This window comes from Streptomyces sp. NPDC051041, from assembly GCF_044456065.1.
Taxonomy (GTDB): Bacteria; Actinomycetota; Actinomycetes; order Streptomycetales; family Streptomycetaceae; genus Streptomyces; species Streptomyces glaucus.
The window spans coordinates 130570-156050 of the sequence record NZ_JBITFM010000009.1 but is presented as its reverse complement, the minus strand read 5'-3'; the positions used below and the strand labels follow the sequence as shown (position 1 = coordinate 156050).

The window sequence follows — 25481 nt, the reverse complement described above, 5'->3', positions numbered from 1 at the left end:
ACGCGACCACGCTAAGGAGACGGCCGGGCGGGCGGCGACCGGAGCGGGTCCGCCGGAGCGACGTCCCGGCCTGCGGACGGGGCTGCCGGCCGGGAGGGGCCGAGCCCGTGACGGGAGCAGGTTCCGGTTCGGCGCCGCGGCGGGGGGCTCACTCCGGCCAGGGACGGGCATGGGCGCTGGCCGCGCCGATCGCCGCCCTCACCGCCCGTTCGACCAGCGAGACACCGTCCTCCATCGACGCGTTGCCGCTGCTGAGGACCGAGACCAGGTACCGGCGTCCGTGCACCGTGACCTGCCCGATGCTGTTGATGACCCACAGCTGGGTCGCGGTCCGCTGCAGCCAGCCGTTCTTGAGGGCCCATCGGGGGGCCGCCGCGGACACCCCCCAGTCCTGGCCCTCCACGATGCCGCCCATCAGCTCGCGGATGTAGGCGCGGGACGCCCGGTTCAGCCCTGCGCGGGCGCGGACGGAGACCGCCGGCACGCGGGCGAACACCGAACGCAGCAGCCGGATCTGGTCCTTCGCGGTGGTCCGGGTCAGGCCCCAGTGGAAGCCCGGGCCCGCCTGTGTCGAGGAGAGCCCCAGGCGCTCGTTCGCCGCGTCGAGGCCCTCGCCCCTGCCGATCGCCCGCCACAGGCGGTTCGCCGCGTCGTTGTCGCTCGTCCTGATCATCGCCTCGGCGGCCTCGCGCTCCTCGGCGGTCAGCTCGCGGCCCTCGTCCTGCGCCTGGAGCAGCAGCGCCGCGAGGATGTCCACCTTGATGATGCTCGCCGTGTCGAACATCGCGTCGCCACGGTAGGACGCGATCTCCCGGTTGGCGCCGTCCAGGTCCAGCACGGCCACCGCGAGCCGGGGGTCGCCGTCCCGCAGGACCGGCCCGAGCGCCCGGGCGAGGGTCGCGCCGGGTTTCTCCGGCGGTGGCGCCGCCAGTACGGCGGCCGGCGCGCTCCCCCGTGCGGGGGGTGTCCGCGTCCCGTCGAGCGTGCCGGTGGAGGAGCAGGCGACGAGCGACGCCACGGCCGCGGTGGCGGCGCAGGCCGTCAGCGCGTGCGGGCGCAGGCCGGCGGAACCGGACCTTGTGAGCGCCTGGTGCGTCCCGCTGAGCTGTTCGTCGGGCATGGCGAGCAGGCCTCGGCATTCCTGTACAGGGAGACGGTAGATCAGAAAATATGACATATCGCCTGGTGATGACCGCCGATGTCGTGCCAGGCGTGTCGCCCCGGGGCGCTCGCGGTCGGCCTTCGGCCCGCCGTCACCCCGCTCCGTCCGGGCCGGCCCCGCACAGGCCGGCCCGGACGGGGCGGGGCCCGGTTTCGCCTCGCCGGCGGCGGGAAACCCGGCACAGCGATCACGGGACCCCGGAACCGCCCGCTGGGCAGTGGGCCGTCGAGTGAAGGATCCGGCGCATGACATCGGATGGGACAACCGGCACGGCCGTGGTGACCGGGGCGTCGTCGGGGATCGGCGTCGAGTACGCCGCGCAGCTGGCCCGGCGGGGCTGGGACCTGGTGCTGATCGCCCGCCGCGCGGAGCGGCTCGCCGCGCTGGCCGCACGGCTGCGCGAGGACACCGGTGCGACGGTGGAGACGGTGGCGGCCGACCTCGCTCGCGCGCCCGACCTCGCCCGGGTGGCCGGACGAGTCGCCGGCGACGACGTCGCGCTGCTGGTGAACAACGCGGGCATCAACGGGTACGGGCCGTTCACCGAGGTCGATCCCGGGCTGCTGGCCAAGGTGCTCGACGTGAACGTCGTGGCCCCCACGGTGCTGACCCGCGCGGCCGTCCCCCACATGGTGGCGCGCGGGCGGGGCGCGGTCGTCAACGTCGCCTCGCTGCTGGCGTTCGCCGGCGCCCTGCCCCCCGGCCCCCTCCCCCACCGGGCCGTCTACGGCGGCACCAAGGGCTACCTGGTGACGTTCACCAGGACCCTGGCCGCCGAGCTGGCCGGCACGCCGGTGCGCGTGCAGGTCGTCTGCCCCGGACTCACCGCCACCGAGTTCCACCTCGGCGCGGGCGACGCTCCGGTGCCCGGCGAGGCGCGGGTCCACGACGAGGGCGGGATGCCCCCGGCCGACGTGGTCACCGCTTCCCTCGCCGCGCTGGAGACCGGGGAGGTGGTGTGCGTGCCGGGCCTGCCGGACGCCGAGGCCGTGGCCCGGCTGGCCGCCGCGGAGCTCGCCCTGCGCGACGGCTCCGGCGCCGCTCTGGCCGACCGCTACCGCGCGGCGGACCACCCCGACGGCTGAGACCGGGCGCGGCGGCCCGCGCGGCCGCCGCCGCGCTGCCCGAGGACGCGCGGCCACCGGCCCCGGGGCGGTGACGGCGCGGCGGCCGAGGGGCAGCGCCGCCGGGCCTCATTCGTCGCTGTCCGCGGGCTCCTGGAATTCGGGCGCGAGCGGGCCGCGGTCCTCCGCGTCCTGCCCGGTGAAGGCGGCGGTGCTCGTGTCGTCGTCGACGGCCCTGCGCACGGAAGCCTCCTCCTCCACGGCGTCGGCGGCCCCCTCGGGCGGGTCCTCGCCCGGCTCCTCGGTGTGCCGCGGCCAGCCGGCGTCGGCGTGGGTGAGCCGGTCGTCGTGCTCGGCGCGCATGCCGGACCCGTGCGCGGGCCTGCGGTCGTCGTGGCCGGTCATGGCCTCTCCCCTGATCGGACCTGATCGAAGCGGAGCCCGGCGGCCCACCGCGGTGGAGCGTCCCCGGGCGGTGACGGGCGTGCGTCCCGGTGCCGGGCCGGCCGCGGCCACGCTGCCGAGCGGCCCGGCGCCGGGACGCACGAGTACCTCCGGGGGCGTCTGCGCAATCCCGTCGGGCCGCGGCACGGTTCCCTTCCCGGCCGAGGAGCCCGTCCCGGCGAGCCCGGAGCCGTCGCGGTCCGCCCGCCCGGGGGCACCGGCGGCCCCGCGCCGGGGACGGGGCCGCCGGTGCCCCCGGGCCGACGACGAACCGGCCGCCTGCGCCCGCCCGTGCGGCCGTGCGCCGTTGAGGACCGGGCCCTCCTGTGGTGTCGTACGGTTCTCGGACGCGGCCGGGCGGGCGGCCGCGCGGCGCACTCGACCGCGGCCGGACCGCGCGGGCATGGGGGGGATCGCTGATGGGGGCGGACGCGTTAGCTGAGTGGGGGGCCGCGGCGGCGTCGCAGGTGACGCTGGAGGGCCTGCTGTCGGTGGTGGGCGCGGGGTCGCTGGAGCTGCACATGGCGCCGGGCGGCCTCGGGGCGCCCGTCACCGGTGTCACCCTGCTGGACCCGCTGGAGCCCGGCTTCCGGCCGCGGGAGCTCCTCCTCGCGGTCGGGGTCGACGCGCGGTCGGCCCACGCCGTGGACGTTCTGCGGCGGGCGGGCGAGGAGGGCGCCACCGGAGTGGTCTTCGGTCCGGTCACCGCGGGGGGACCGGCTCCCGCCCTGCGCAGGGCGGCCGAGGAGGCCGGTACGGCGGTGCTGTTCCGCACGTCCTGGTGCACCTGGGGCCAGTTGGTGGGCGTACTGCGGGCGGGGCTGGCCTCGGCGGGGCTCCCGCCCGGCCTGTCCACGCAGGCCGTGGCCCTCGGCGACCTCAACGGGCTGGCCGACGCGGTGGCCGCCCTGGTGGGGGGCGCGGTGACGATCGAGGACATGGAGTCCCGGGTGCTCGCCTACTCCTCCACCGACACCGAGGAGGACGTCGACGAGCTGCGCCGGCTGACCATCCTCGGCCGCCGCGTGCCGCCGTGGCGCGTCGCCGCGATGCGGGAGGCCGGGTTCTTCCGGGCGCTGTGGGGAACAGGTGACGTGCTGTACCGGCCGGCGCACGGGGCGGACCCCGAGCGCCTGGTGGGGGCCGTGCGGGCGGGCGGCGAGGTGCTGGGCTCCATCTGGGTGGCGGCGGTCGCGGGGCGCTCCCTCGCCCCGAACGCCTCCGAGGCCCTGCGCGCGGCGACCCGGGCGGCCGCCCCCACCTGCTGCACCACCGTACGCGCGGCGCGGACACCCGCCTCGTGGAGGACGCGGCGCGTGCGGTGCTGGAAGGACGCGGCTCCGCCGGGGTGCTGGCCGAGCGGGCCTCGCTGCCGGAGACCGGGAACAGCGCCGTCCTCGCCGTGCACGCCGGGATCGACCAGGCGGACGACGCGGCGTCACGGCTGCACGGCCTGCTCGCGCTGCACTGCTCCGCGCACGGCCGCCGGGCCGTCGCCGTGTGGGCCGGCGGGACGGTGCTGGTGGTGCTGGGCGCGCTGGACCACGACCCGCGGCGGGCCGACGCCCAGGTGGCGGAGCTGGGGACGTCGCTGGCGGAGCGGTTGCCGGCCGCGCTGGGCACGACGGTGCGGGTCGGCCTGGGCGACGTGGTCGCGGGCCTGGCGGACCTGCCCGGGTCCCGCCGGTCGGCCGAGCTGGCCCTCGACGCGCTGACGGCGGCCGGGGGGCCACGCCTCGTCGCCCGGACCGAGGACGTCGCGGAGACGATCGGCCTCATGCGGGTCATGGACGCGTTGCGGGAGGTGCACCTGCCGCAGGGGACCCCCGTGGCGCGGCTGGCGGCGTTCGACGCGGAGCACAGCGGGAGCTGCCTGCTGGAGACGTTGCGGGTGTACCTCGACCACTTCGGGGACGTGACCGCCGCCTCCCGCGCCCTGTGCGTGCACCCCAACAGCCTGCGGTACCGGATCCGCCGCATCGTCCAGGTCTCGGGAATCGACCTCGGCAGCCCCGACGCCCGGCTGCTCGCCCAGATCCAGCTGCGGTTGCGCGACCGCGGCGCCGGTCGCTGACCGGCGCCGCCGGACCGGCCGGCGCGCGGCCCGCGCTCCGGCGCGTTCGGCCGTCGGCACCATGCCACGGCCCGTTCCTCGTGGCCCCGCACAACGGCGGTGCCCTCCGCCCCGGGCACTGCCCGCGGCCGGCGGTCCCCGCGGCCGCGCCTTTGAAGTCTCCACGAAGACGTCCCCGGAGGGGAGCGGGCAGCCTGGGACTCCGCCCGGGCTCGCCGGGCGTCCGGCGCACCGACCGTGGAGGAACACCCGTGACCGACCTCACCGACGCCACCGAACGGCGTGAACACATCCTGCGAGCAGCCGTACGGCAGGGGCTGCTGGACCCCGAACGGTCCCTGCTGGCCGGGTTCGTCGACCTCGACGGCGTCGCCCGGACGGTGGGCGCCCTGCGCGCGGCGTTCCCGGGCTCGCTCTCCGTCCTGCACGCCTTCGCGGCGAAGGCGAACAGCCTGGTACCCGTGCTGGCGGAGCTGAGGGAGCACGGCATGGGCTGCGAGGTGGCGACGGGCGGCGAGCTGGCCCGGGCGCTCGCGGCGGGCTTCCCGCCGGAGAGGATCGTCTTCGACTCGCCGGCCAAGACCCGCGCGGAACTGGAGTGGGCCCTCGAACTGGGCGTCGCGATCAACGCGGACAACTTCCAGGAACTGGACCGGATCGACTCGATCCTCGCCGGGCGCGACCCCGCCTCGCGGATCGGCGTACGCGTCAACCCCCAGGTGGGCGGGGGAACGATCGCGGCGATGAGCACCGCCACGCGGACCTCGAAGTTCGGCATCCCCCTGTCGGACCCGGACAGCCGCCGGGAGGTGCTGCGGGCGTTCCGCGACCGCCCCTGGCTGACCTGGGTGCACACGCACGCCGGGTCGCAAGGGTGCCCGCTGGACCTCATGGCCCGGGGGGTCGCGGAGGCCGTCTCCTTCGCGGACGAGGTCAACCGCGCCCTGGGACGGCGCCAGGTGACCGGGATCGACATCGGTGGCGGCCTGCCCGTCAACTTCGCCGACGACGAGGTCACCCCCGGCTTCGGCACCTACGTCGACCTGCTTCGCGAGCACGCGCCCGACCTGTTCTCCGGCAGGTACGGGATCGTCACCGAGTTCGGGCGGGCGGTCCTGGCCAAGAACGGCTTCACCGCCGCCTACGTCGAGTACACCAAGACCGCGGGCGGCCGGCCGATCGCCCTCACCCACGCCGGTGTCCAGGTCGCCACCCGGACGGTGTTCGCCCCCGAGGCCTGGCCGCTGCGGATCACCGCGCACGCCCCGGACGGCGGGGCGAAGCACGGCAGCCCCGTCCGGCAGGACATCGCCGGCCCCGCCTGCTTCGCCGGCGACCTGCTGGCGCGGGACCGGGCGCTGCCGCTGCTGGAGCCGGGCGACCTCGTCGTGCTCCCGGACACCGGCGCCTACTACTTCTCGACGCCGTTCCACTACAACAGCCTGCCGGAGCCGGCCGTGTACGGCGTCCGGGTCGACGGGGACGGCCGGGTCGCCTTCACGCTCGTCCGGCCCGCCCAGGACCCCTACGAGCTGACGGCCCCGGACGGGCGGACCGTGCTCGCCCACCGGCCCGGCGGCCTCGTACGCCACTGACCGTCGTCCACGCGAGGAGCACCGAGGTGGGACAGGAGAACCGCACGAGGGGCGAGGGGAACACGCCGCTGCTCAGCCAGCGTGCCGCCGTGGTGTTTCTGCTGGCGGCGCTGGTCGGCGTCGGCGCCGCCGTCCTGGCGGTCCTGGCCGGCAATGTCTGGCCCCTCGCGGTCAGCGTCGGCGGCGGTGCGGGCGCCATGGCGGTCGTGTTCTTCAACCAGATCATCGACTAGGCCGCGCCGGCGCCCGGGCCGACGGCTTCCCCGGCCTGTTCCGCGCGTTCACCGTCCGGGCCGCCGTGCGGGCCTCGGCGACGCGGGGCGCCCCCGCCGGAGCGTTCCTCCGCGCCCTCCCGCCGCACGCCGGTGGGCGGCCGGCCCGGTGTCCGCCGCAGCGCGGGCCGGGCCGGCGCCGCCTGCCGGCCGCCCGGTGCGGGGCGGCGGCCCGCGTCCCCCGCCCCCGCCTGCGGGATCAGCCGCCGCGCGGCGCGGACTCCCGCGGCGAGCCCGCTCCGCCGGGCAGGGGGTCACCGGACCCGCGCGGCGCTCCGTACCAGCGCCAGTCCGTCCGGCGGGGGCGGCCGGGCAGCTCGACGCGGCCGGTGGCCCACAACAGGGCGGACGACGCGTCGCCGGTGACGGGCACGTCCGGGAACAGCCGGGCGAGAACCCGCCGGCTCAGGTCCTGCGGGGGCTCCCACGCGCGCTGGATCCCCCGGGTGATGTCGTGCGTGTGGACGAGGGTCTCGACGACGCCCATGGCGGCGAACCCCTCCGGGTCGGAGGCGCCGAAGACATGCGGGGCCAGCACGGTGGGAGCGGTGTTGTCGACGGCGGTCGCGAGCAGTCCGCCGCAGGCCTCGACGACGGTCAGCAGCCCCTCGGGGCCCGCGGCCCGGTCACCGAAGACGACGTTGGCCGGTCCTCCGGGCCGGTCGCAGGAGATGCGCAGCGGCACGCGCGGGACGCCCATCGGACGCGCGAGCCCGAAGCGCAGCGCGTAGGTGAGCAGGTCGTCCGCGAGGTGTTCCAGGGTCTCCCAGCAGGTCCACTCCAGGTCGCCGGCGCGGGCATCCCACCGGGCGGCCGGGACGCCGGCGAGGGCCTCCACGCAGTGAGCGACGGCCTCCCGCACGTGTTCCCCGCCGACCAGCGCACTTGATTCTCCGGAACGCGACACGGGAGCAGGTTACAAGGCGGCGCCCGCGCCTTCGTTCCCGGGCCGTCGCCGCGTTCGGCGAGGTCACGCGGGGACGGCCGCGCCGGCAGACCGCCGGATACGCCGTGCGGAGCGGGGCGGGGCCGCGGCGGCGGCCGTCCCGGGCGCGCCGGGGTGGCCGGCCGTCCGCTCGTCCGGGTGCGGGCCGCCCGGTTCTCCGTCAGGGTGGGAGGAGCCGTCCGCACGCGGGAGGAGCGCGCGGGGAGAAGGGGTGGAGGCGGTGGCCGACGCGACGAGCGGCGACGAGCGGCGGGAGGCCCCGGCCGCCTTCCGGGAACCGGCCGGCACGACGCCGTTCGCCCGGGGAGACGGCCGGCCGTCGGCGGGTCGCGGCCGGCGGGACGGCACGGGGACGGCGGCGAGCCGGCCGGGCGCGCCCCGGGCCGCGCGATCACCGGAGGCCTGCGCGGGGGGAGGGAAGGGCGGTTCCCCGCATTCGGTCCACGCGCACCTGTGCGAGGTCGACGGCCGCGCCCGCCGCCGCGCGCAACGGCCGCCGGGAGACGGGCGCGGCGCGCGACGGCGTCGCTCGTCGACGGGCCGGGAGGGCTCGGCCCCGTGCCGACGAGGAGCGGACGGGGCGACGGGAACGCGGGCCGTGCGACGCCGACGGCCGTCCGGCGCACGCGCGGCCGACCGGCGGCGATGGCGCCGCGGGCGTGGCCGGGAACACCCCTGGAGGTTCATGATGTTCGAGGCATGCGATATCCGTGAGTGGCGGGATCACGACGTTGTGGACCCGGACGGTCACAAGATCGGTGCACTGGAGTCGGTCTATGTGGACACGGTCACCGACCAGCCCTTCTTCGCCACGGTGACCGTCGGCCTGCCCACCCGCCGCCGGCTGGTGTTCGTCCCCCTCACCGGTGCGACGGTCGGCCCGGGGTATCTGAAGGTCGTCCACGGCAAGGACGTCGTCAAGAAGGCCCCGGCGATCGACGTCGACGGTGAACTGCCCGCCGCCAAGGAGCCGGAGGTCTTCGCCCACTACGAACTGGACTACGCGCCGGGCGCCGGCGGCGAGCGACGTCTCGCCCGCCGTTGACGCACCGTGGCCGCCGGGGGGAGCGGCGCTCCGCTCGCCCCGGCGGCGTGGCGCTGCGCGCCGGCCGCCGGCACGGGGGCCGTTCCGGCGGCCGCGGGCGGCGCCGCCCGCGGCGGCGAAGGCCCGCCGCGCCGACCGGTGCCCGGGCCGGGGCGGACGCGCCCGCCTCGCCCTCCTCCGGGAGAGGCGGCCCCCCGGCCCGGGCGGAGCCGGGGGCGGCCGGGCGGGGTGGGGCCGGTCAGTGGCTGGCTGTGAGCTCGCCGCTGAGGCGGCCGTGCAGACGGGCGCTGGGTTCGTTCAGGCCGGTGATCTCGACCTGCTTGCCGCGCTGGGCGTACTTGGTCCCGACGGCGTCCAGGGCGGCGACGGAGGAGGCGTCCCAGATGTGGGCGGCGGACAGGTCGATGACGACCTTGCCGGGGTCGCCGGCGTAGTCGAACCGGCCGACGAGGTCGTTGGAGGAGGCGAAGAACAGCTCGCCGGTGACCCGGTAGACCACGGTGGTGCCGTCGGGGTCGAGGACGGCGGTGACCTCGGCGAGGTGGGCGACCCGCTTGGCGAAGACGACCATGGCGGTGATCGAGCCGGCCACCACGCCGACGGCGAGGTTGTGGGTGGCGACGACCACCGCGACGGTGACCACCATGACGGTGATCTCACCGGCGGGCATCCGCCTGAGGGTCCTGGGGGCGACGGAGTGCCAGTCGAAGGTCGCGAACGACACCATGACCATGACGGCGACCAGGGCGGCCATGGGGATGTCGGAGACCACGGGTCCGAAGACGATGCACAGCACCATCAGGAACGCCCCGGCGAGGAAGGTCGACAGGCGGGTGCGGGCGCCGGACACCTTCACGTTGATCATGGTCTGGCCGATCATGGCGCAGCCGCCCATGCCGCCGAAGAAGCCGGTGACGATGTTGGCGATGCCCTGTCCGATGGACTCGCGGGTCTTGGAGGAGCGGGTGTCGGTGATGTCGTCGACCAGCTTCGCGGTCATCAGCGACTCCATCAGGCCGACCAGTGCCATCGCGAAGGCGTAGGGGGCGATCGTCGTCAGGGTGTCCAGGGTGAAGGGCACGTCCGGCAGGCCCGGCACCGGCAGCGAGGAGGGCAGGGCGCCCTTGTCGCCGACCGTGGGCACGGCGATCCCGGCCGCGACCGTGACGACGGTGAGGACGACGATCGACACCAGCGGCGCCGGGACCACGGTGGTGACCTTCGGGAAGAGCACCATCAGCGTCAGCCCGGCCGCGATCAGCGGATACACCGGCCAGGGCACACCGGTCATCTCGGGAACCTGCGCCATGAAGATGAGGATGGCGAGCGAGTTGACGAAGCCGACCATCACCGAGCGCGGCACGAACCGCATCAGCTTCGCCACCCCCAGCGCGCCCAGGACGACCTGGAAGACCCCGGCGAGGATGACCGCGGCGACCAGGTGGCCCAGGCCGTGCTCGCGGTTGAGCGGTGCGATCACGAGGGCCACGGCGCCGGTGGCGGCGGAGATCATCGCGCGCCGGCCGCCGACGACGGCGATGGTGACGGCCATGGTGAAGGAGGCGAACAGCCCGATCGCCGGGTCGACCCCGGCGATGATCGAGAACGAGATCGCCTCGGGGATCAGCGCGAGCGCGACGACGAGACCGGCGAGGACCTCGGTGCGCCACACCTTCGGATCACGCAGCCAGTCGGGCCTGAGAGCGCGGAGCCGCGTGGCGGGGGACGGTACGGAAGAGGACAAGGAAGCAGCTACCTGTCGTGCTCGGGCACGCCCCGGGGCGGGGCGGGGCGCGCGGAAGACGGTGCGGGAGGCCGGGTCGGCGTCCCGCGATCGACCGCTGAGGGGCCGGAAGTCGAGGACGGAGCCGAGGGGCGCGAGCGGGTGCGCGTCGGAGCTCCGGTCAGGGGCGGGGGGTCACGGCGGACAGGCGGCGGCGCCGGGCACCACGGACTCGCGCACGCGTCTCTCCTGCACCACTCGGATTCATCGCCGGGGGCGGCGTCGGCCCCGACACGGCAGCGGTGGGGCCAGGACGCCCGCACCACGCGCGGAGGGGAACGGCGCTCGAGGTCCGTCCTCCCCCACGACAACTCTACCCTAACGTTAGGGTAGGGATCGGTGGACCGGACGGAGCGCAGCGCCGTCGACAGCGAGAGGGCCAGGTCGGGGACGTGAACAGCAAGCACATGCAGATCGGTGAGGTCGCCGCGCGGACCGAGCTGTCCCTGCGCACCATCCGGCACTACGAGGAGACCGGCCTCGTCGTCCCCTCGGCGCGCTCGCAGGGCGGCTTCCGTCTCTACACCGAGGCCGATGTCGCCCGCCTGATGGTCATCCGCCGCATGAAGCCGCTCGGCTTCACCCTGGACGAGATGCGCTCCCTGCTGGAGGCCACCGACCGCCTGGACGCCGGCGAGGAACTGCCGTCCAAGGAGCGGGAGGAGCTGCTGGACCAGGTGCGCGGCTACGAGGAGGCCGCGCGGCAGCGGGTGGCCGACCTGCGCACCCGGCTGGCCCGGGCCGAGGAGTTCGCGGCCACGCTGCGCGAACGCCTGGTGCGGAACGTCGCGCCGACGAAGGCCCCCTAGCCGGGACCGGGTGCCCCGGGCGCCGGCCGATCGCCCGGCACGCGCGGCCCGGGCGCCGGGCGTTCGCAGCCGCGTTCGAGGAGCCGGCCGGGCGCCCCGGGGCGGCCGTGACCGTACCGGGGCGCGAGCGGCGGAGGGGTCCGTCGCCGGCCGGGAGACCGCGGGCGCCGGCCTCCCGGCCGCCTGTGCCCGTGGCGACGCCCCGCCCGGTACGGCCGGGCGGGGCGTCGCACGCGGGCGCGTGCCGGGTTCAGTCGGCGGTCGTGGCCGCTTCGGCGTCCGCCCCGGCCGCCGGGCCGGATTCCTCGGCGAGGCGTTCCATGCCGCTGGTGGTCTTCAGCGGCTTCTCCTTGAGGAACACGACGGTGATCAGCGCCAGCAGGGCGCAGGGGGTGGCGATGAGGAACAGGTCGGCGGTGGCGACGCCGTAGGCGTGCTCGACGATGCCCCGTACCGGCTCGGGCAGGGTGCTCACGTCCGGGACGCCGGCCTCGCCGCCGCCCGAGCCCTGGCCCGTGATGCCCGCCGCCTTCAGGCCCTCGGTCATCTCGGCGGTGACGCGGTTGGCCAGGATCGCGCCGAGGACGCTGGTGCCGATGGTGCCGCCCATGCTGCGGAAGAAGGACAGGACGGAGGTCGCGGCGCCCAGCTCACTGGCGGGCACGTCGTTCTGGGCGGCCAGCACCAGGTTCTGCATCAGCATGCCGACGCCGATGCCGAGTACCGCCATGTAGAGGCTGAGCAGGGCGAAGGAGGTGTCCGCGCCGATGGTGGAGAGCAGGCCGAGTCCGACGGTCATGATCACCGCGCCCGCCACCAGGTACCGCTTCCAGACGCCGGTCCTGCTGATCATCTGCCCGGCCACGGTGGACGACACCAGCAGGCCCAGGATCATCGGCAGGCTCATCAGACCCGCCATGGTCGGCGACTTGCCCAGGGACACCTGGAAGTACTGCGAGAGGAAGACGGTTCCGCCGAACATGGCGACGCCCACCAGGAGGCTGGCGACGGTGGTGAGCGTCACGGTGCGGTTGCGGAAGATGTCCAGCGGGATGACCGGCTCGGCGGTCCGGGCCTCGACGAGGACGGCGGCGGCCAGCAGCAGGAGCCCGCCGCCCGTGAGCGCGGCGGTCTGCCAGGAGAGCCAGTCGAACTCGTTGCCCGCCAGCGACACCCAGATGAGCAGGGCGCAGACGCCCGCGACGATGAGGAAGGCGCCCAGGAAGTCGATCTTCACCTCGCGCCGGGTCACGGGCAGGTCAAGGGTGCGCTGGAGCAGCACGATGGACAGCAGCGCGAACGGCACGCCGATGAAGAAGCACCAGCGCCAGCCCAGCCAGGAGGTGTCCACCAGCACACCGCCGACCAGCGGGCCGGCCACCGTGCCGACGGCGAACACGGCGCCGAAGACGCCGGCGTACTTGCCGAGCCTGCGGGGCGGGATGATCGCGGCCATCACGACCTGGGCGAGGGCGGTCAGTCCGCCCGCGCCGATGCCCTGGACCACGCGGCTGAAGATCAGCAGTCCGACGCCGTGCGAGAAGCCCGCCAGCAGCGAGCCGATCACGAACATGCCCAGGGACAGCTGGAGCAGCAGCTTCTTGTCGAACAGGTCGGACAGCTTGCCCCACAGCGGAACGGTCGCCGTCATGGCCAGCAGTTCCGCGGTGACGACCCAGGTGTAGGAGGACTGGCTGGCCCCCAGGTCGGTGATGATCGTGGGCAGCGCGTTGGACACCACGGTGCCCGCCAGGATGGCGACGAACATGCCGGCCATCAGGCCCGACATGGCCTGGAGTATCTGCCGGTTGGACATGGAGCTGGGCGGCGCCGCGTCGGGCGCCTGCGTTGCGGTCACGACATCTCTTTCGACGATCGGTGGTCAACGGCTGGTCGGTGCGGGCCCGGGTGGCCGCCGGAGGCGTTCCGGGCCCGACGAGGCGAGGGGGGCGGCAGGATCGGGGACCGCGGGACCGGGGCCGAACCGTCCGGCCCCGGTCCCGCGGGCGATCATCGGGACGGCGCGGGCAGGCCGGCCGCGAGCAGGGCGAACACCTCTCGGAAGACGTCGGCGAAGGCGACCTCGTCCTGCCGGGCGCACCAGTGCTCCACGCCGACCCGGACCGCCGTGCCGGCCACGGCGGCCAGCAGCCGCGCGTACAGGTCGAGCGCGCGGCGCCGCTCGTCCTCGTACGCGCCGTCGCCGTCCGCGGGGGACGGCGCGCGGTCGCGGGCGGCGGGGCCGGACTCGATCCGCCGGACGATCACCTCGGCGAGGCCCGCCTCGTCGGCCATGTGGGCGCCCAGGCTGCGCACCAGCAGGTGCGGGGAGGCGCGCAGCACCTGGGCGTGCAGGCTCCACAGTTCGTGCTGCCGCTCGGCTTGCGCGAGTTCCACGGCGAGCGCCTCGCGCAGCGCCTCCAGGGGCGACAGGGCGGCCGGCGCGTCGAGCAGGGCCCGGCGGACGCGGGCGCCCGCGTCCGCGTCGATGACCACGAACGCGTCGTCCCGCGAGTCGAAGTAGTTGAAGAACGTCCGCACGGACACCCCGGCGGCCGCGCTGATGGCCTCGACGGTGACGTTGTCCGCCCCGTGTTCGGCGGCGAGGCGCACCGCGGCCTCCGCGAGGGCGGCGCGGGTGGCCCGTTTCTTGCGCTCCCGCAGACCGTCGCGCGCCGCGCTGCTCTCCCCCGTCATACGTTGCATGCTATGCAAAAATGCATCCCGTGCAAAATCGTTTCCGGCCGGTTCTCCGCGCGCCGGGGTTCCGGCGACGCCGGGGCCGGCCGTGAACGCCGTCACCCTGCGGGAGATCCCCGCCGTGCGGGATCCGCGCCGCGCTCAGCCGTGCCGCTGCGCCTTCTCCATCGCCGCCACCAGCCGCGTCAGCGCCCGCAGGACCCGCTCCCGGTCCTCCCCAAGGTCCGCGAAGAGCTCGACCTCGGCGGCCAGCTGCCGGGGGAAGAAGCCGTCGATCGCCTCGGCGCCGGCCGGCGTGATCGAGACCAGGACGGAGCGCCGGTCGGCGGGGTTCGGGGTGCGGGAGACGAAGCCGCGCCGCTCCAGCTTGGCCAGCGTCTTGCTGACGCCCGCGCGCGACAGGCCCAGGCGTTCGGCGAGCCCCCGGGCGATCACCGGTCCGGCGGCGTGGCGCAGGGGGATGAGCATGTCGACCTCCGGCGCGGTCAGCGGAGCACCCTCGTAGAGGGGCTCGACCGCCTTGGCCAGGAGTCCGGTGGCGTGCTTGAGGAGCGCCACCAGTTCCATGGGGGAGGTGTCGAGGCCGGGGTGGTGCGCGGACCACTGCGCGCGGACGTCGGCGGGGGAGGACATGCGGCTCGCCTTCTCGCTCCGTGAACCAATTTTGTTAACCAGTGAACTACTGGCTTATCTTTGAACGCATGGTATCCCCGTCACCCTCCTCCGCCGTCGGCGGACAGGCCCCCGGCACCGCACGCCCCGCGCCCCGCGCGGGTTCCGCGACGGCCCTGGTCGCCGTCCTGGCCGCGCTCACGGCGGTCGCCCCGCTCGCGACCGACATGTACGTCCCCGGCTTCCCCGCGATGGGGGACGCGCTGGGCGCGAGCAGTTCGTCGGTGCAGCTCACCATGACCGCCTTCCTGGCCGGCCTGGTCGCCGGACAGCTGCTCATCGGACCGGTCAGCGACGGGCTCGGCCGACGGCGGCTGCTCCTCGCCGGCTCGGCCGGGTTCGCCCTCTTCTCGCTCGTCTGCGCCGTCGCCCCGAACGCCGAAGTGCTGACCGCCGCCCGCTTCCTGCAGGGCGTCGCCGGCGCGGCGGGCATGGTGCTGGCCCGCGCGGTTCTCACCGACCGCTTCCACGGGGCCGAACTCCCCCGCCGCTTCGCCCTGCTCTCCCAGATCATGGGCGTGGCGCCGATCGCCGCGCCGGTGCTCGGCGGGGCGGTCCTGGCCGTGTCCACCTGGCGCGCGGTGTTCGTCGTCCTCGCCGCCCTGGGCGTCCTGCTGCTGCTCGCCGTGGGGAAGGCGGTGCCGGAGTCGCTGCCGCCCGAGCGCCGCCACAGCGGGGGCGTGAAGAGCACCTTCCGTGCGATGGGCGGCCTGCTCGGCCGGCGCGTCTTCATGGGATACGTCCTCGTCGTCGCCTTCGCCGCGGCAGCGCTGTTCGCCTACATCGGCGGCTCCAGCTTCGTCTTCGAGAACCTGCACGGCGTCTCGTCGACGGCCTACTCCCTCATCTTCGCGGCCAACGCCGTCGGCATGCTGATCGCCGGTGCGGTCTTCGCGAAACTGGCCGGGCGCGTGGCGCTGAACACGCTGCTCACCGTCGGCGTGGGCCTCGTCCTGCTGGGCGCGCTGGGACAGGTCCTCGTGGTGCTGGCGGCCGGGGAGGTCCTCGCGGGCACCTGGGCGACGCTCTTCGTCACCACCGCGGGGATCGGCCTGGTCTTCCCGTCGGGCATGACCATCGCCCAGGGCCTCGGCCGCGGCGCGCCGGGGGCGGCCTCCGCCCTGGTCGGCGGCCTGCAGTTCCTGTTCGGCGCCGTCGCCTCACCGCTCGTCGGACTCTTCGGGGAGCACAGCTCCCTGCCGATGGGGCTGATCATGCTGGGTGCGGCGGGCGCCGCGGCCCTCTCCCTCGTCGGCCTGGCACGGCCCTGGCAGCGGCACGGCGAACCGGAGGCACCGGCGGCTTCCGGGACCTGACCGCGGTCGCGCCGGCGCGACGGCCGTGCCCCGGCGGCCGCGGAAGCCCGGCGCAGCAGTTCCTTCGTGGGCACGGCCCCCTGACGGGCGGCCGCCCGGGCCCGTCGGCGCGCAGGAGCGTCGAGGGCGGCGAGGGCGCTGCGGACCGCCGTCCGCGCAGGGCTTCCCCCGGCCGGACAGCCGGACAGCCGTCACCCGCCCGGCGGGACGGGCCCGCCTTCGGCGCTCCCTGCCCGCGCTGCCCTTCGCCGGTTTCACGAGCAGGCCGCGAGGACCGGTCACCGCACGGCGGCCGCGCGGATCAGCGCGGCCGCCGCCGCGTCGACGTCGGCCTCGCAACTCCAGCGGCCCAGTGACAGCCGCAGCGCCCCCAGCGCCCGGCCGGCGGGCAGGCCCATGGCGCGGAGCACCGGAGACGGGGAGTGGGCGCCGCTGTGGCAGGCCGAACCGGTCGAGGCCGCGATCCGCGGGCAGGCGGCGAGCAGTTCGTGTCCGAGGGCGCCGTCGATGCTGACGTTCAGCGTGTTCGGCAGGCGCGCCCCGACCGGCCCGTTGAGACGGACCCGGCCGGGCAGCGCGTCGGCCAGGCGCCGGTGCAGCGCGTCGCGCAGCGCGGCGACCCGCCCGGCCCGGCCGTCGGCGAGCTCCCGGCCCGCGAGCCGGGAGGCGGCGCCCAGGGCGACCGCCAGGGCGACGTTCTCCGTGCCGGCGCGCAGGCCGCGTTCCTGGCCGCCGCCGTAGACGACCGGCTCCAGCCGTACGCCGTCGCGTACGAACAGGGCGGCCGTGGCCTTGGGCGCGTACATCTTGTGTCCGACCACGGTCAGCAGATCGACGCCCAGCCGCCGGACGTCGAGGGGGATCTTCCCGGCGGCCTGGGCGCCGTCGCAGTGGAACAGCGCGCCGTGGTCGTGGGCGAGGGCGGCGAGTTCGGCGACGGGCTGGAGAGCGCCGGTCTCGTTGTTGGCGGCCATCACCGACACCAGCACCGTCTCCCCGGTGAGGGCGGCGGCGAGGGCGGCCGGGTCGACCAGCCCGTCGCCGGTCACCGGCAGCACCGTCACCCGTACGCCGTGCAGGCGCCGCAGGGCACGGGCCGTCTCCAGCACGGCCGGATGCTCGGTGGCCTGGGTGATGAGGTGCGGCCGGGCGCGGCCGGAGGCCAGCACCGCGCCGCGCAGGGCGAGCAGGTCCGCTTCGGAGCCCGAGGACGTGAACACGATCTCGTGGGGTGCGGCTCCGATCAGGGCGGCCACCTGGGCGCGCGCCTCGGCGAGCGCCCGGCGCGGGACCTCGGCGTAGGAGTGGCTGCTGGAGGGGTTGCCGAAGAAGCCGGTCAGGTACGGCGCCATCGCCTCGGCGACCCGCGGGTCGACGGGAGTGGTGGCGTTGTAGTCCAGGTAGACCGGCCCGTCGGCCAGTTCCGGGTGCGGCGGGAGCGGGCCGGTCATACCGGCTCCGCCGCGTCGGCGGGCAGCCGCGCCGGACTCCGCCCGGCCGTGCCGTCGTCGTGCCGGATCGCGCGCCGCCCCCGGCCGGCCGGCGGCCGCACCGCGGCATGGGCCGGGACGCGGTGCCCGCCACGGCGGTACGCGACGCTCCCGGCGCCCTCGGGCAGCGCGTCGGTGCGGCCGGCCGGCTCGCCCGGGGCGAGCGGATCCGGCGGCTCCGGGCGCTGCCCGCCGGCCTGCGCCTCGCCACCGGCCGCGAACGCGTCACACGGCCGTGCTCTCGCACGCGGGGCCGGCCGTGTCCCCGGACGCGGGACGGCGGCCTCCGTCGGGAAATCCTCCATGATCCATGGAATACCGCACGCGGGCGCCGGATGCGGTGATCACACGACCGCCGATGCGGTGATCGCGCGGCCGCCGGCCGAACTCCGGGCCGGCCCCGGCGGGCTGCCGCGACCGCGCCGGCGGCGAGGCGCCGAGGGGACCGGCCGGGCTTCTCCGGGCAGCGCTCCGTCCGGGCACACGGGCAAGTCCCCGGTTCCGCCTCAGGAGGACTCGCGCACCACCAGTTCCGTGGGGAGCGTCAACTGCTGGCGTCCCGCGGCGACTTCGGTGATCTCGGTGAGCAGGATCCGGGCCATCGTCCGGCCGAGTTCCTCGACCGGTTGGCGCACCGTGGTCAGCGGCGGGTTGGTGTGGCGGGCGAGGACGGAGTCCTCGAAACCGACGACGGCGACGTCACCCGGCACCTGCCGTCCCCGGCAGCGCAGTTCGGCCAGGGCGCCGACGGCCATGAGGTCGGAGGCGGCGAAGACGGCGTCCAGGTCCGGGGCGCGTTCAAGGAGCGAACGTATCGCCCGACGGCCGCCCTCCTCCGTGAAGTCACCGACCTCGACCAGGGATTCGTCGGCCGGCACCCCCGCCGCGCGGTGGGCGTCGCGCCACCCGGCGAGCCGGCTGCGGCCGACGTCCATGTCGAGCGCCCCGGTGATGGTCGCGACACGTCTCCTGCCCCTGGCCAGCAGGTGCCGGACGGCGGCGGCGGCGCCCCCGGCGTTGTCGGAGTCGACGTAGCTCAGTCGCTCCCGCTCGTCGCGGCGGCCGGCCAGCACGGTGGGCAGCCCCATCTCCTCCAGCATGCCCGGCAGCCGGTCGTGGGCGTGGACCGAGACCAGCAGCACGCCGTCGACCCGGCGGGTCGCCACCGACGCGGTCAGCTGGTCCCGTTCGGCCTGGTCGCGCACGAGCATCAGCTGCAACTGGGTCCGGGTCTCGGCGAGCGCGCCGCTGACACCGCGGATCAGTCCCGCGAAGAACGGCTCCGAACCGAGCCGGCTCTCCGACTCCGGGATCACCAGCGCCACCGCGTTGGTCCGGTTGGTCACCAGGCCGCGGGCGACCGAGTTGGGGACGTAGTTGAGCTCCTTGATCGCCGCCAGGACCCTGGCCCGCGCGTCGGCGCTGACGAGGTCCGAGCCGTTGATGACGCGGGACACCGTCGTCCGTCCCACCCCGGCTCGGGCGGCGACCGTCTTGATGGTGGGGCGGCGGTTCCCTGTCATGCGCTCCTCCCTCGGTGACCGCGGCGGCACCGGCCGCGGACTGACCAGCGGCATTGTGGCAGACACCATGGCCGGAGCAGCACCCCGCCGGACCCACGAAACGAACGGAGGCACCAGCTCCAGCAACAAGTTGCGTTCACGTTATTGACACAGGGCGTCCGCCGGGACGAGTCTTCCACCCGTCGGTGGGCACGTTCCCACCCCTCGGTGGGTACGTTCCCATCGATCGTCACAGCCGCCCTGGACATCACGGGACTTGTCACTCCGGTGCGTCAGCGCCGTCGCTTGGAGGAAGAAACATGGGCACTGTTCACAGGTCGTCGCGTACGAGAGCGGTCGCGCTGGTCGCGACCGCCGGTGCGCTCTCGCTCGTCGTCGGCTGCAGCGGCAGCGACGACTCCGTGACGGGCGGCGGCAAGAAGGACGGCAAGGTCGTCATCACCATGGGCATGTACGGGGTGATGGGCTTCAAGGAGACGGGCCTGCTGGAGCAGTACGAGAAGGAGAACCCGAACGTCGACATCCAGGCCGAGGTGGCCGGCGACGAGCAGACGTACTACACCGCCCTGCAGACCAGGCTCGCCGCCGGCAAGGGCCTGAAGGACATCCAGGGCATCGAGATCGGCCGGGCCAAGGAGATCGTCGACACCCAGGCCGGCAGGTTCGCGGACTTCTCGGACGTGGCGGGCACCGACCACTTCCTGCCGTGGAAGCAGTCCCAGATCACCACCGAGGACGGCAAGGTGCTGGGCCTGGGCACCGACATCGGCCCGATGGCCGTCTGCTACCGCAGGGACTACTTCGAGAAGGCCGGCCTGCCCACCGACCGCGAGGAGGTCGCCAAGCTGTGGGAGGGCAGCTGGGAGAAGTACGTCGAGGTCGGCCGCACCTTCAAGAAGGACTTCAAGGGCGGCGACGTGGCGTACATGGACGCGGCCAGCGGCCTGTTCAACGCCATGGTCTACGGCTACCCGGAGCAGTACTACAACGCCGAGGGCGATCTGATCTACGACACCAACCCGGCCGTCAAGGAGGCCTGGAACCTCGCCGCCGAGGCGGCCGAGGAGGGACTGACCGCCAAGCTCCGCCAGTTCCAGCCGGGCTGGGACCCGGGACTGGCCAACGGCACGTTCGCCACGGCCGTCTGCCCGGCCTGGATGCTCGGCCACATCGGTGAGAAGGCCGGCGAGCAGAACAAGGGCAAGTGGGACGTCGCCAAGGCCCCCAAGGGCGCCAACTGGGGCGGTTCCTTCCTCGGCGTGGTCGAGCAGAGCCCGGTGAAGGAGGAGGCCAAGAAGCTCGTCGCCTGGCTGACCGCGCCGGAGCAGCAGGCCCACATCTTCCAGAAGCAGGGCAGCGTCCCGTCCTCGCAGAAGGCGCTGGAGAGCACCGAGGTCAAGAGCGTCACCGCGGAGTACTTCAACAACGCCCCGATCGGCCGGATCTTCGGCGAGGCCGCTCAGGAGATCCCGGACAAGCAGGTCCTCGGCCGCAAGGACGGCACGATCAAGGACACCTTCTCCCAGGGCCTGACCCTGATCGAGCAGCAGGGCGCCTCGCGCGACGAGGCGTGGAAGACCACTGCGGACCGCATCGAGAAGGCGGTCGGCTGACCCGCCGCCCCTCCGGCCGCCGGACCCGCCCGCGTTCCGTCGTCGGGTCCGGCGGCCCCGGCTCACCCGTCTGTTCTCAGGAAGGAAGTCCGGTGGCCACCTCCACCACCAAGGTCCAGGTCGGCGAGGGGCGTGAAGGCCCGTCCCCGAAGCCGGGCGGCGCGGGCGCCGGCCGGCGACGCGGCGCGCTGCTGCACCGGCTGGACGTCAAGGGCGCGCCCTACGCGTTCGTCGCACCGTTCTTCGTCGTGTTCGCCGCGTTCAGCTTCTACCCCCTCGTCTACACCTCCTGGATCTCCCTGCACCGGGTGGAACTGGCCACCCTCGACATCATGGAGTGGGTGGCGTTCGACAACTACGTCGAGCTGTGGAACGACTCCCGGTTCTGGAACGCGCTGCTGAACACCATCACGATCGGCGTCATCTCCACGGTGCCGCAGCTGCTGATGGCCCTCGGCCTGGCCCACCTGCTCAACTACCGGATGCGCGGTTCGCTGTTCTTCCGCGTCGCCTCGCTCGTTCCCTACGCCACCTCCGTCGGCGCCGCCGCCCTCGTGTTCACCATGCTCTTCGAGCGGGACTTCGGCATGATCAACTGGGCGCTCGGCCTGGTCGGCGCCGACCCGGTGGACTGGGAGGCCGACAAGTGGCCCGCGCAGATCGCGATCTCCACCATCGTCATCTGGCGCTGGACCGGCTACAACGCGCTGCTCTACCTGGCCGCCATGCAGGCCATCCCCGCCGACCGGTACGAGGCCGCCGCGCTGGACGGCGCCTCCCGCTGGAAGCAGTTCACCCACGTCACCGTCCCCGGGATCCGCTCCACCATCGTCTTCACCATCGTGCTCTCCACCATCGGCGCGACCCAGCTGTTCGGCGAACCGCTGATCTTCGGCCAGGGGCCCAACGGCGTGACCGGCGGCGCGGACAACCAGTACCAGACGCTGGGTCTGCTGCTGTACGAGGAGGGCTGGAAGAACTACCAGATGGGCCGCTCGGCGACCGTCGCCTGGGCGATGTTCCTGCTGCTCGTCCTCGTCTTCGTGGCGCAGCGCCTGATCGGGCGCCTGCGCTCCCGTACGTCCTGACCAGGAGACGCCATGACCACAGAAAGCCTCCCGGTCCGGACGGACAGCCCGGCCCGGACCTCCCCGCAGAAGACCGCCGCCGGCCGCGGTGGCCGCCGGCTGCTGAGGCAGCGCGCCGGCCGCCAGCACCACGCGGGCCCGCTCGCCTACGTGCTGCTCGCGATCACGGCGATCCTGTCGATCTTCCCGCTGTACTGGACGATGGTGGCGGCCTCCACCGACAACACCCGCGTCAGCCAGACACCGCCGCCGTTCCTGCCCGGCCCGAACCTCTTCGACAACCTCGCCCGCGCCTGGGACGAGGCGGCGATGGGCAAGGCCATGATCAACAGCACGATCGTGGCCGGGACCATCGCCCTGTCCACGGTGTTCTTCGCGACGCTGGCCGGATTCGCCTTCGCCAAGCTGCGGTTCAAGGGCCGCAACGTCCTGCTCATGCTGGTGATCGGCACCATGATGGTGCCGCCGCAGCTCGGTGTCGTGCCGCTGTTCATGATGATGTCCGAGCTGGGCTGGTCGCAGCAGCTGCCCGCGGTCATCTTCCCCACCCTGGTCAGCGCGGTCGGCGTCTTCTTCATGCGGCAGTACCTGTCGGAGGCGCTGCCGGACGAGCTGGTCGAGGCCGGCCGCGTGGACGGCGCGCACTCACTGCGGATCTTCTGGAGCATCGTGCTGCCCATCGCCCGCCCCGCGATGGCGGTGCTGTTCATGATCACGTTCGTGCACGCCTGGAACGACTTCTTCTGGCCGTTCGTGGTGCTCGACATGACCAACCCGACGGTCCCCGTCGCCCTCACCCAGCTCAGCGCCGGCTACATCCGCGACCAGTCCCTGATCATGGCGGGCGCGCTCCTCGGCACGCTGCCGCTGCTGGCGATGTTCATCGTGTTCGGCCGCCAGATCGTCAGCGGCATCATGCAGGGCGCCGTCAAGGGCTGACCCGCCGAACCGACCCCCGGGCCCCTTCCGGCGCCCGGCCCCCGGGGCGGGGCGGGCCACCCCCCTGGGTGCCCGGGCGGCCCGCCCCGCGCGCCGCCCGGGCACCGCGCATCCGCTCGGCCCGTACGCGCCCCCACTCCCTCACCCGAAAGGACACACGTGGTCACCGCAGCACAGCAGCAGACCGCATCCGCCCCGGACACCGACCTCGCCTTCCCGGAGGGCTTCCTCTGGGGCACCGCGACCGCCTCGTACCAGATCGAGGGGGCCGCGGCCGAGGACGGCCGCACGCCGTCCATCTGGGACACCTACGCCCGCACCCCGGGCCGGGTCCGCAACGGCGACACCGGGGACATCGCCACCGACCACTACCACCGCTGGCGCGAGGACGTCGCCCTGATGGCCGAACTCGGCATCGGCGCCTACCGCTTCTCCCTGGCCTGGCCGCGGATCCAGCCCACCGGCCGCGGTCCCGCCGTGCAGAAGGGACTCGACTTCTACCGGCGCCTCGTCGACGAGCTGCTGGACAAGGGCATCCAGCCCGTCGCCACCCTCTACCACTGGGACCTGCCGCAGGAGCTGGAGGACGCGGGCGGCTGGCCGGAGCGCGCCACCGCCGAACGGTTCGCCGAGTACGCGGCCCTGGCCGCCGACGCCCTCGGTGACCGGGTGAAGACGTGGACCACCCTCAACGAGCCCTGGTGCAGCGCCTTCCTCGGGTACGGCTCCGGTGTGCACGCCCCCGGCCGCACCGACCCGGTCGCCGCCCTGCGCGCCGCCCACCACCTCAACCTGGCCCACGGGCTGGCCGTGCAGGTGCTGCGCGACCGGATCCCGGCGGACGCCCGGTGCTCGGTCACGCTCAACGTCCACCACGTGCGTCCGCGCACCGACAGCGGCGCCGACGCCGACGCCGCCCGCCGCATCGACGCGCTGGCCAACCGGGTCTTCACCGGTCCGATGCTGAACGGCGCCTACCCGGAGGACCTCTTCAAGGACACCGCCGCGCTGACCGACTGGTCCTTCGTGCGCGACGGCGACCTCGCGCGGATCCACCAGCCGCTGGACTTCCTCGGCGTCAACTACTACTCGCCCACGCTCGTCTCCCAGGCGGACGGCAGCGGCACCCACACCTCCGACGGGCACGGCAACAGCGCCCACAGCCCGTGGCCGGCGGCCGACGGGGTCGCCTTCCACCAGCCCCCGGGCGACACCACCGCCATGGGCTGGGCCGTCGACCCGACCGGCCTGTACGAACTGCTGCAGCGGCTGGCCGCCGACTTCCCCCGGCTGCCGCTGGTCATCACCGAGAACGGTGCCGCGTTCCACGACTACGCCGACCCCGAGGGCAACGTCAACGACCCGGAGCGGATCGCCTATCTGCGCGGCCACCTGGCCGCCGTGCACCAGGCCGTCCAGGACGGCGTGGACGTCCGCGGCTACTTCCTGTGGTCGCTGCTGGACAACTTCGAATGGGCCCACGGCTACAGCAAGCGCTTCGGCATCGTCTACGTCGACTACCCGACCGGCACGCGCATCCCCAAGGCCAGCGCCCGCTGGTACGCCCAGGTGGCCCGCACCGGCGTCCTGCCCGGAGCCTGACCCCGGCCCGGTGCGGCGTCCACCGCCCCGCACGACGCCGCACCGCGAGCCCGCCCCCGACGCCCGGTCCACCGGGTCCCGGGGGCGGGCTCGTCCTGCGTCGCGGGGCCGGCGCCGGGCCCTTGGCGCCGACGCGCCACGGCCGGCCGCGGGGCGGCGGACCGCCGTGGCGCGTCGGCGCCCCTCCCGGTCGCGGCCGCCCGGCCGTCACTCCCCCGGGTAGCGGACCCCGATCCGCTCCCGCACCGCGTCCAGGACCTCCATGACCGCGATGGTGTCGGCCAGCGGCACCAGCGGCGACTCGGTCAGGCCCGCCCGCAGGCAGCGCATCACCTCCCTGGCCTGGTGTCCGTAGCCGTTGCCCTCCTGCGGCGGAGCGGTGACGGTCTGCGGCTCGTGGCCGTCGCGGTGCAGCACGAAGGAGCGCGGGTTGAAGAAGTCCGCCGGTATCTCGATGCGTCCCGCGGTTCCGTACACCGCCGCCCGGTGCTCGTCACGGGCGAGCAGGGAGCACGACAGCACGGCCATCGCCCCGTCGGGGTATCCGAGCAGGACACCGGTCTGCGCGTCGACGCCCTGCGGGGACAGGCGCGCGTGGGCGGTGACGGTGTCCGGGGTCCCGAGCAGCAGGTGCGCGAAGGAGACCGGGTAGGTGCCCAGGTCGAGCAGGGCGCCGCCGCCCGCCGCCGGGTCCCACAGCCGGTGCTCCGGCGGTGCGGTCACCCGTTCCCCGAAGGAGGCGTGCAGCGCGCGGACCTCGCCGATGGCGCCGTCCGCCACCAGATCCGCGACACGGAGCACGGTGGGGTTGACGCGGGTCCACATCGCCTCCATCAGGAACAGGCCCTGCTTGCCGGCCAGTTCGGCCAGCTCGCGGGCCTGCCGGCCGCTGAGCGAGAACGGCTTCTCGCACAGCACCGGTTTGCCCGCCTCCAGGCAGGCCGTCGCCGCCGGCACGTGGTGGGCGTGCGGAGTGGCCACGTAGACGACGTCCACCTCCGGGTCGGCCGCCAGCTCCCGCCAGCTGCCGTGGGCCCGGGGGATGCCGAACCTCGCCGCGAACCGCCGCGCGGCGTCCGCCGACCGGGACCCGACCGCGGTGACCTGCGCGTCCGGCAGACGCAGCAGGTCCTCGGTGAAGGCGGCGGCCATGCCGCCGGTCGCCAGGATGCCCCAGCGGATGGGCTGTTCGCTCACGTGCTTCTCCCGCTTCGATGGTGGTCACAGGACTGCCCCCGCACTCTATGGGCGCGTTCCCACCCGTGGCGAGACCCGGTCCGCCCGACAGCGCGCGACCGGCTCGCGGGCGCCGGCCGGCGGACTTCGGCCGTGCCCCGTCACCGC

21 protein-coding genes are annotated in these 25481 nt (G+C 74.6%); 11 read left to right on the top strand and 10 right to left on the bottom strand.

Going from position 1 to position 25481, the window contains the following annotated elements; translation table 11 throughout:
* Window positions 1-148: 148 nt before the first annotated feature.
* Entirely contained in the window at window positions 149-1120 is a 972-nt protein-coding gene (locus ACIBAI_RS17210; protein WP_399034997.1) for a serine hydrolase, read from the bottom strand.
* Window positions 1121-1407: 287 nt separating this feature from the next.
* Here ACIBAI_RS17210 and ACIBAI_RS17205 point away from each other — a divergent pair, with 287 nt between their 5' ends.
* Window positions 1408-2247, top strand: coding sequence for an SDR family NAD(P)-dependent oxidoreductase (locus ACIBAI_RS17205; protein WP_399034995.1), 840 nt, complete (start codon window positions 1408-1410; stop codon window positions 2245-2247).
* Window positions 2248-2355: 108 nt separating this feature from the next.
* Here ACIBAI_RS17205 and ACIBAI_RS17200 read toward each other — a convergent pair whose 3' ends face one another.
* Window positions 2356-2631, bottom strand: coding sequence for a hypothetical protein (locus tag ACIBAI_RS17200; protein ID WP_399034994.1), 276 nt, complete (start codon window positions 2629-2631; stop codon window positions 2356-2358).
* Between the two features lie 1360 nt (window positions 2632-3991).
* Between ACIBAI_RS17200 and ACIBAI_RS17195 the strand changes: the two genes are divergently transcribed.
* The 3 genes from ACIBAI_RS17195 (at window position 3992) to ACIBAI_RS17185 (ending at window position 6572) form a co-directional block, all read left to right on the top strand.
* Window positions 3992-4744: a PucR family transcriptional regulator gene (locus ACIBAI_RS17195; RefSeq protein ID WP_399034992.1), complete on the top strand. Its 753-nt coding sequence runs from the start codon at window positions 3992-3994 to the stop codon at window positions 4742-4744.
* 251 nt (window positions 4745-4995) lie between these two features.
* On the top strand, window positions 4996-6339 hold the full coding sequence (locus ACIBAI_RS17190; RefSeq protein ID WP_399034989.1) for a diaminopimelate decarboxylase: 1344 nt from the start codon (window positions 4996-4998) through the stop codon (window positions 6337-6339).
* Window positions 6340-6365: 26 nt separating this feature from the next.
* A complete protein-coding gene (locus ACIBAI_RS17185; RefSeq protein WP_344609921.1) occupies window positions 6366-6572 on the top strand; it encodes a hypothetical protein in 207 nt (68 codons plus the stop codon).
* A 238-nt stretch (window positions 6573-6810) separates the two neighbouring features.
* On the opposite strand, the gene ACIBAI_RS17180 is transcribed toward ACIBAI_RS17185, so the two are convergent.
* A complete protein-coding gene (locus ACIBAI_RS17180) occupies window positions 6811-7518 on the bottom strand; it encodes a hypothetical protein (protein ID WP_399034987.1) in 708 nt (235 codons plus the stop codon).
* Between the two features lie 727 nt (window positions 7519-8245).
* On the opposite strand from ACIBAI_RS17180, the gene ACIBAI_RS17175 reads away from it, so the two are divergent.
* Window positions 8246-8602, top strand: coding sequence for a PRC-barrel domain-containing protein (locus tag ACIBAI_RS17175; RefSeq protein WP_399035115.1), 357 nt, complete (start codon window positions 8246-8248; stop codon window positions 8600-8602).
* Between the two features lie 238 nt (window positions 8603-8840).
* On the opposite strand, the gene ACIBAI_RS17170 is transcribed toward ACIBAI_RS17175, so the two are convergent.
* Window positions 8841-10346 carry a SulP family inorganic anion transporter gene (locus ACIBAI_RS17170; protein WP_399034985.1) on the bottom strand — a complete coding sequence of 502 codons (1506 nt, stop codon included), beginning with the start codon at window positions 10344-10346 and terminating at the stop codon, window positions 8841-8843.
* A 431-nt stretch (window positions 10347-10777) separates the two neighbouring features.
* Between ACIBAI_RS17170 and ACIBAI_RS17165 the strand changes: the two genes are divergently transcribed.
* Window positions 10778-11194: a MerR family transcriptional regulator gene (locus tag ACIBAI_RS17165; RefSeq protein WP_399034983.1), complete on the top strand. Its 417-nt coding sequence runs from the start codon at window positions 10778-10780 to the stop codon at window positions 11192-11194.
* Window positions 11195-11444: 250 nt separating this feature from the next.
* Here the strand turns inward: ACIBAI_RS17165 and ACIBAI_RS17160 are convergent, their stop codons facing one another.
* The 3 genes from ACIBAI_RS17160 to ACIBAI_RS17150 form a co-directional block, all read right to left on the bottom strand.
* Window positions 11445-13010: an MDR family MFS transporter gene (locus tag ACIBAI_RS17160; protein WP_399035113.1), complete on the bottom strand. Its 1566-nt coding sequence runs from the start codon at window positions 13008-13010 to the stop codon at window positions 11445-11447.
* A gap of 194 nt (window positions 13011-13204) precedes the next feature.
* Complete coding sequence (locus ACIBAI_RS17155; protein WP_399034981.1) at window positions 13205-13900, bottom strand: TetR/AcrR family transcriptional regulator; 696 nt, start codon at window positions 13898-13900, stop codon at window positions 13205-13207.
* A 135-nt stretch (window positions 13901-14035) separates the two neighbouring features.
* A complete protein-coding gene (locus ACIBAI_RS17150; RefSeq protein WP_399034979.1) occupies window positions 14036-14527 on the bottom strand; it encodes a MarR family winged helix-turn-helix transcriptional regulator in 492 nt (163 codons plus the stop codon).
* A gap of 68 nt (window positions 14528-14595) precedes the next feature.
* Between ACIBAI_RS17150 and ACIBAI_RS17145 the strand changes: the two genes are divergently transcribed.
* Window positions 14596-15882 carry a multidrug effflux MFS transporter gene (locus tag ACIBAI_RS17145; RefSeq protein WP_399034977.1) on the top strand — a complete coding sequence of 429 codons (1287 nt, stop codon included), beginning with the start codon at window positions 14596-14598 and terminating at the stop codon, window positions 15880-15882.
* A gap of 278 nt (window positions 15883-16160) precedes the next feature.
* Here the strand turns inward: ACIBAI_RS17145 and ACIBAI_RS17140 are convergent, their stop codons facing one another.
* Both ACIBAI_RS17140 and ACIBAI_RS17135 read right to left on the bottom strand, forming a co-directional pair.
* Window positions 16161-17333, bottom strand: coding sequence for a cysteine desulfurase family protein (locus ACIBAI_RS17140; RefSeq protein ID WP_399034976.1), 1173 nt, complete (start codon window positions 17331-17333; stop codon window positions 16161-16163).
* A gap of 545 nt (window positions 17334-17878) precedes the next feature.
* A complete protein-coding gene (locus ACIBAI_RS17135; protein WP_399034974.1) occupies window positions 17879-18895 on the bottom strand; it encodes a LacI family DNA-binding transcriptional regulator in 1017 nt (338 codons plus the stop codon).
* 299 nt (window positions 18896-19194) lie between these two features.
* Here ACIBAI_RS17135 and ACIBAI_RS17130 point away from each other — a divergent pair, with 299 nt between their 5' ends.
* From ACIBAI_RS17130 to ACIBAI_RS17115, 4 genes are all read left to right on the top strand, one after another.
* Window positions 19195-20508 carry an ABC transporter substrate-binding protein gene (locus ACIBAI_RS17130; RefSeq protein ID WP_399034972.1) on the top strand — a complete coding sequence of 438 codons (1314 nt, stop codon included), beginning with the start codon at window positions 19195-19197 and terminating at the stop codon, window positions 20506-20508.
* Window positions 20509-20600: 92 nt separating this feature from the next.
* Complete coding sequence (locus tag ACIBAI_RS17125) at window positions 20601-21596, top strand: carbohydrate ABC transporter permease (protein ID WP_399034970.1); 996 nt, start codon at window positions 20601-20603, stop codon at window positions 21594-21596.
* Window positions 21597-21608: 12 nt separating this feature from the next.
* Entirely contained in the window at window positions 21609-22535 is a 927-nt protein-coding gene (locus ACIBAI_RS17120; RefSeq protein ID WP_344608302.1) for a carbohydrate ABC transporter permease, read from the top strand.
* A gap of 159 nt (window positions 22536-22694) precedes the next feature.
* Window positions 22695-24137 carry a GH1 family beta-glucosidase gene (locus tag ACIBAI_RS17115; RefSeq protein ID WP_399034968.1) on the top strand — a complete coding sequence of 481 codons (1443 nt, stop codon included), beginning with the start codon at window positions 22695-22697 and terminating at the stop codon, window positions 24135-24137.
* A 207-nt stretch (window positions 24138-24344) separates the two neighbouring features.
* Here the strand turns inward: ACIBAI_RS17115 and ACIBAI_RS17110 are convergent, their stop codons facing one another.
* Window positions 24345-25334, bottom strand: a complete 990-nt coding sequence (locus ACIBAI_RS17110; RefSeq protein ID WP_399034966.1) for a Gfo/Idh/MocA family protein — start codon at window positions 25332-25334, stop codon at window positions 24345-24347.
* Window positions 25335-25481 lie beyond the last annotated feature (147 nt).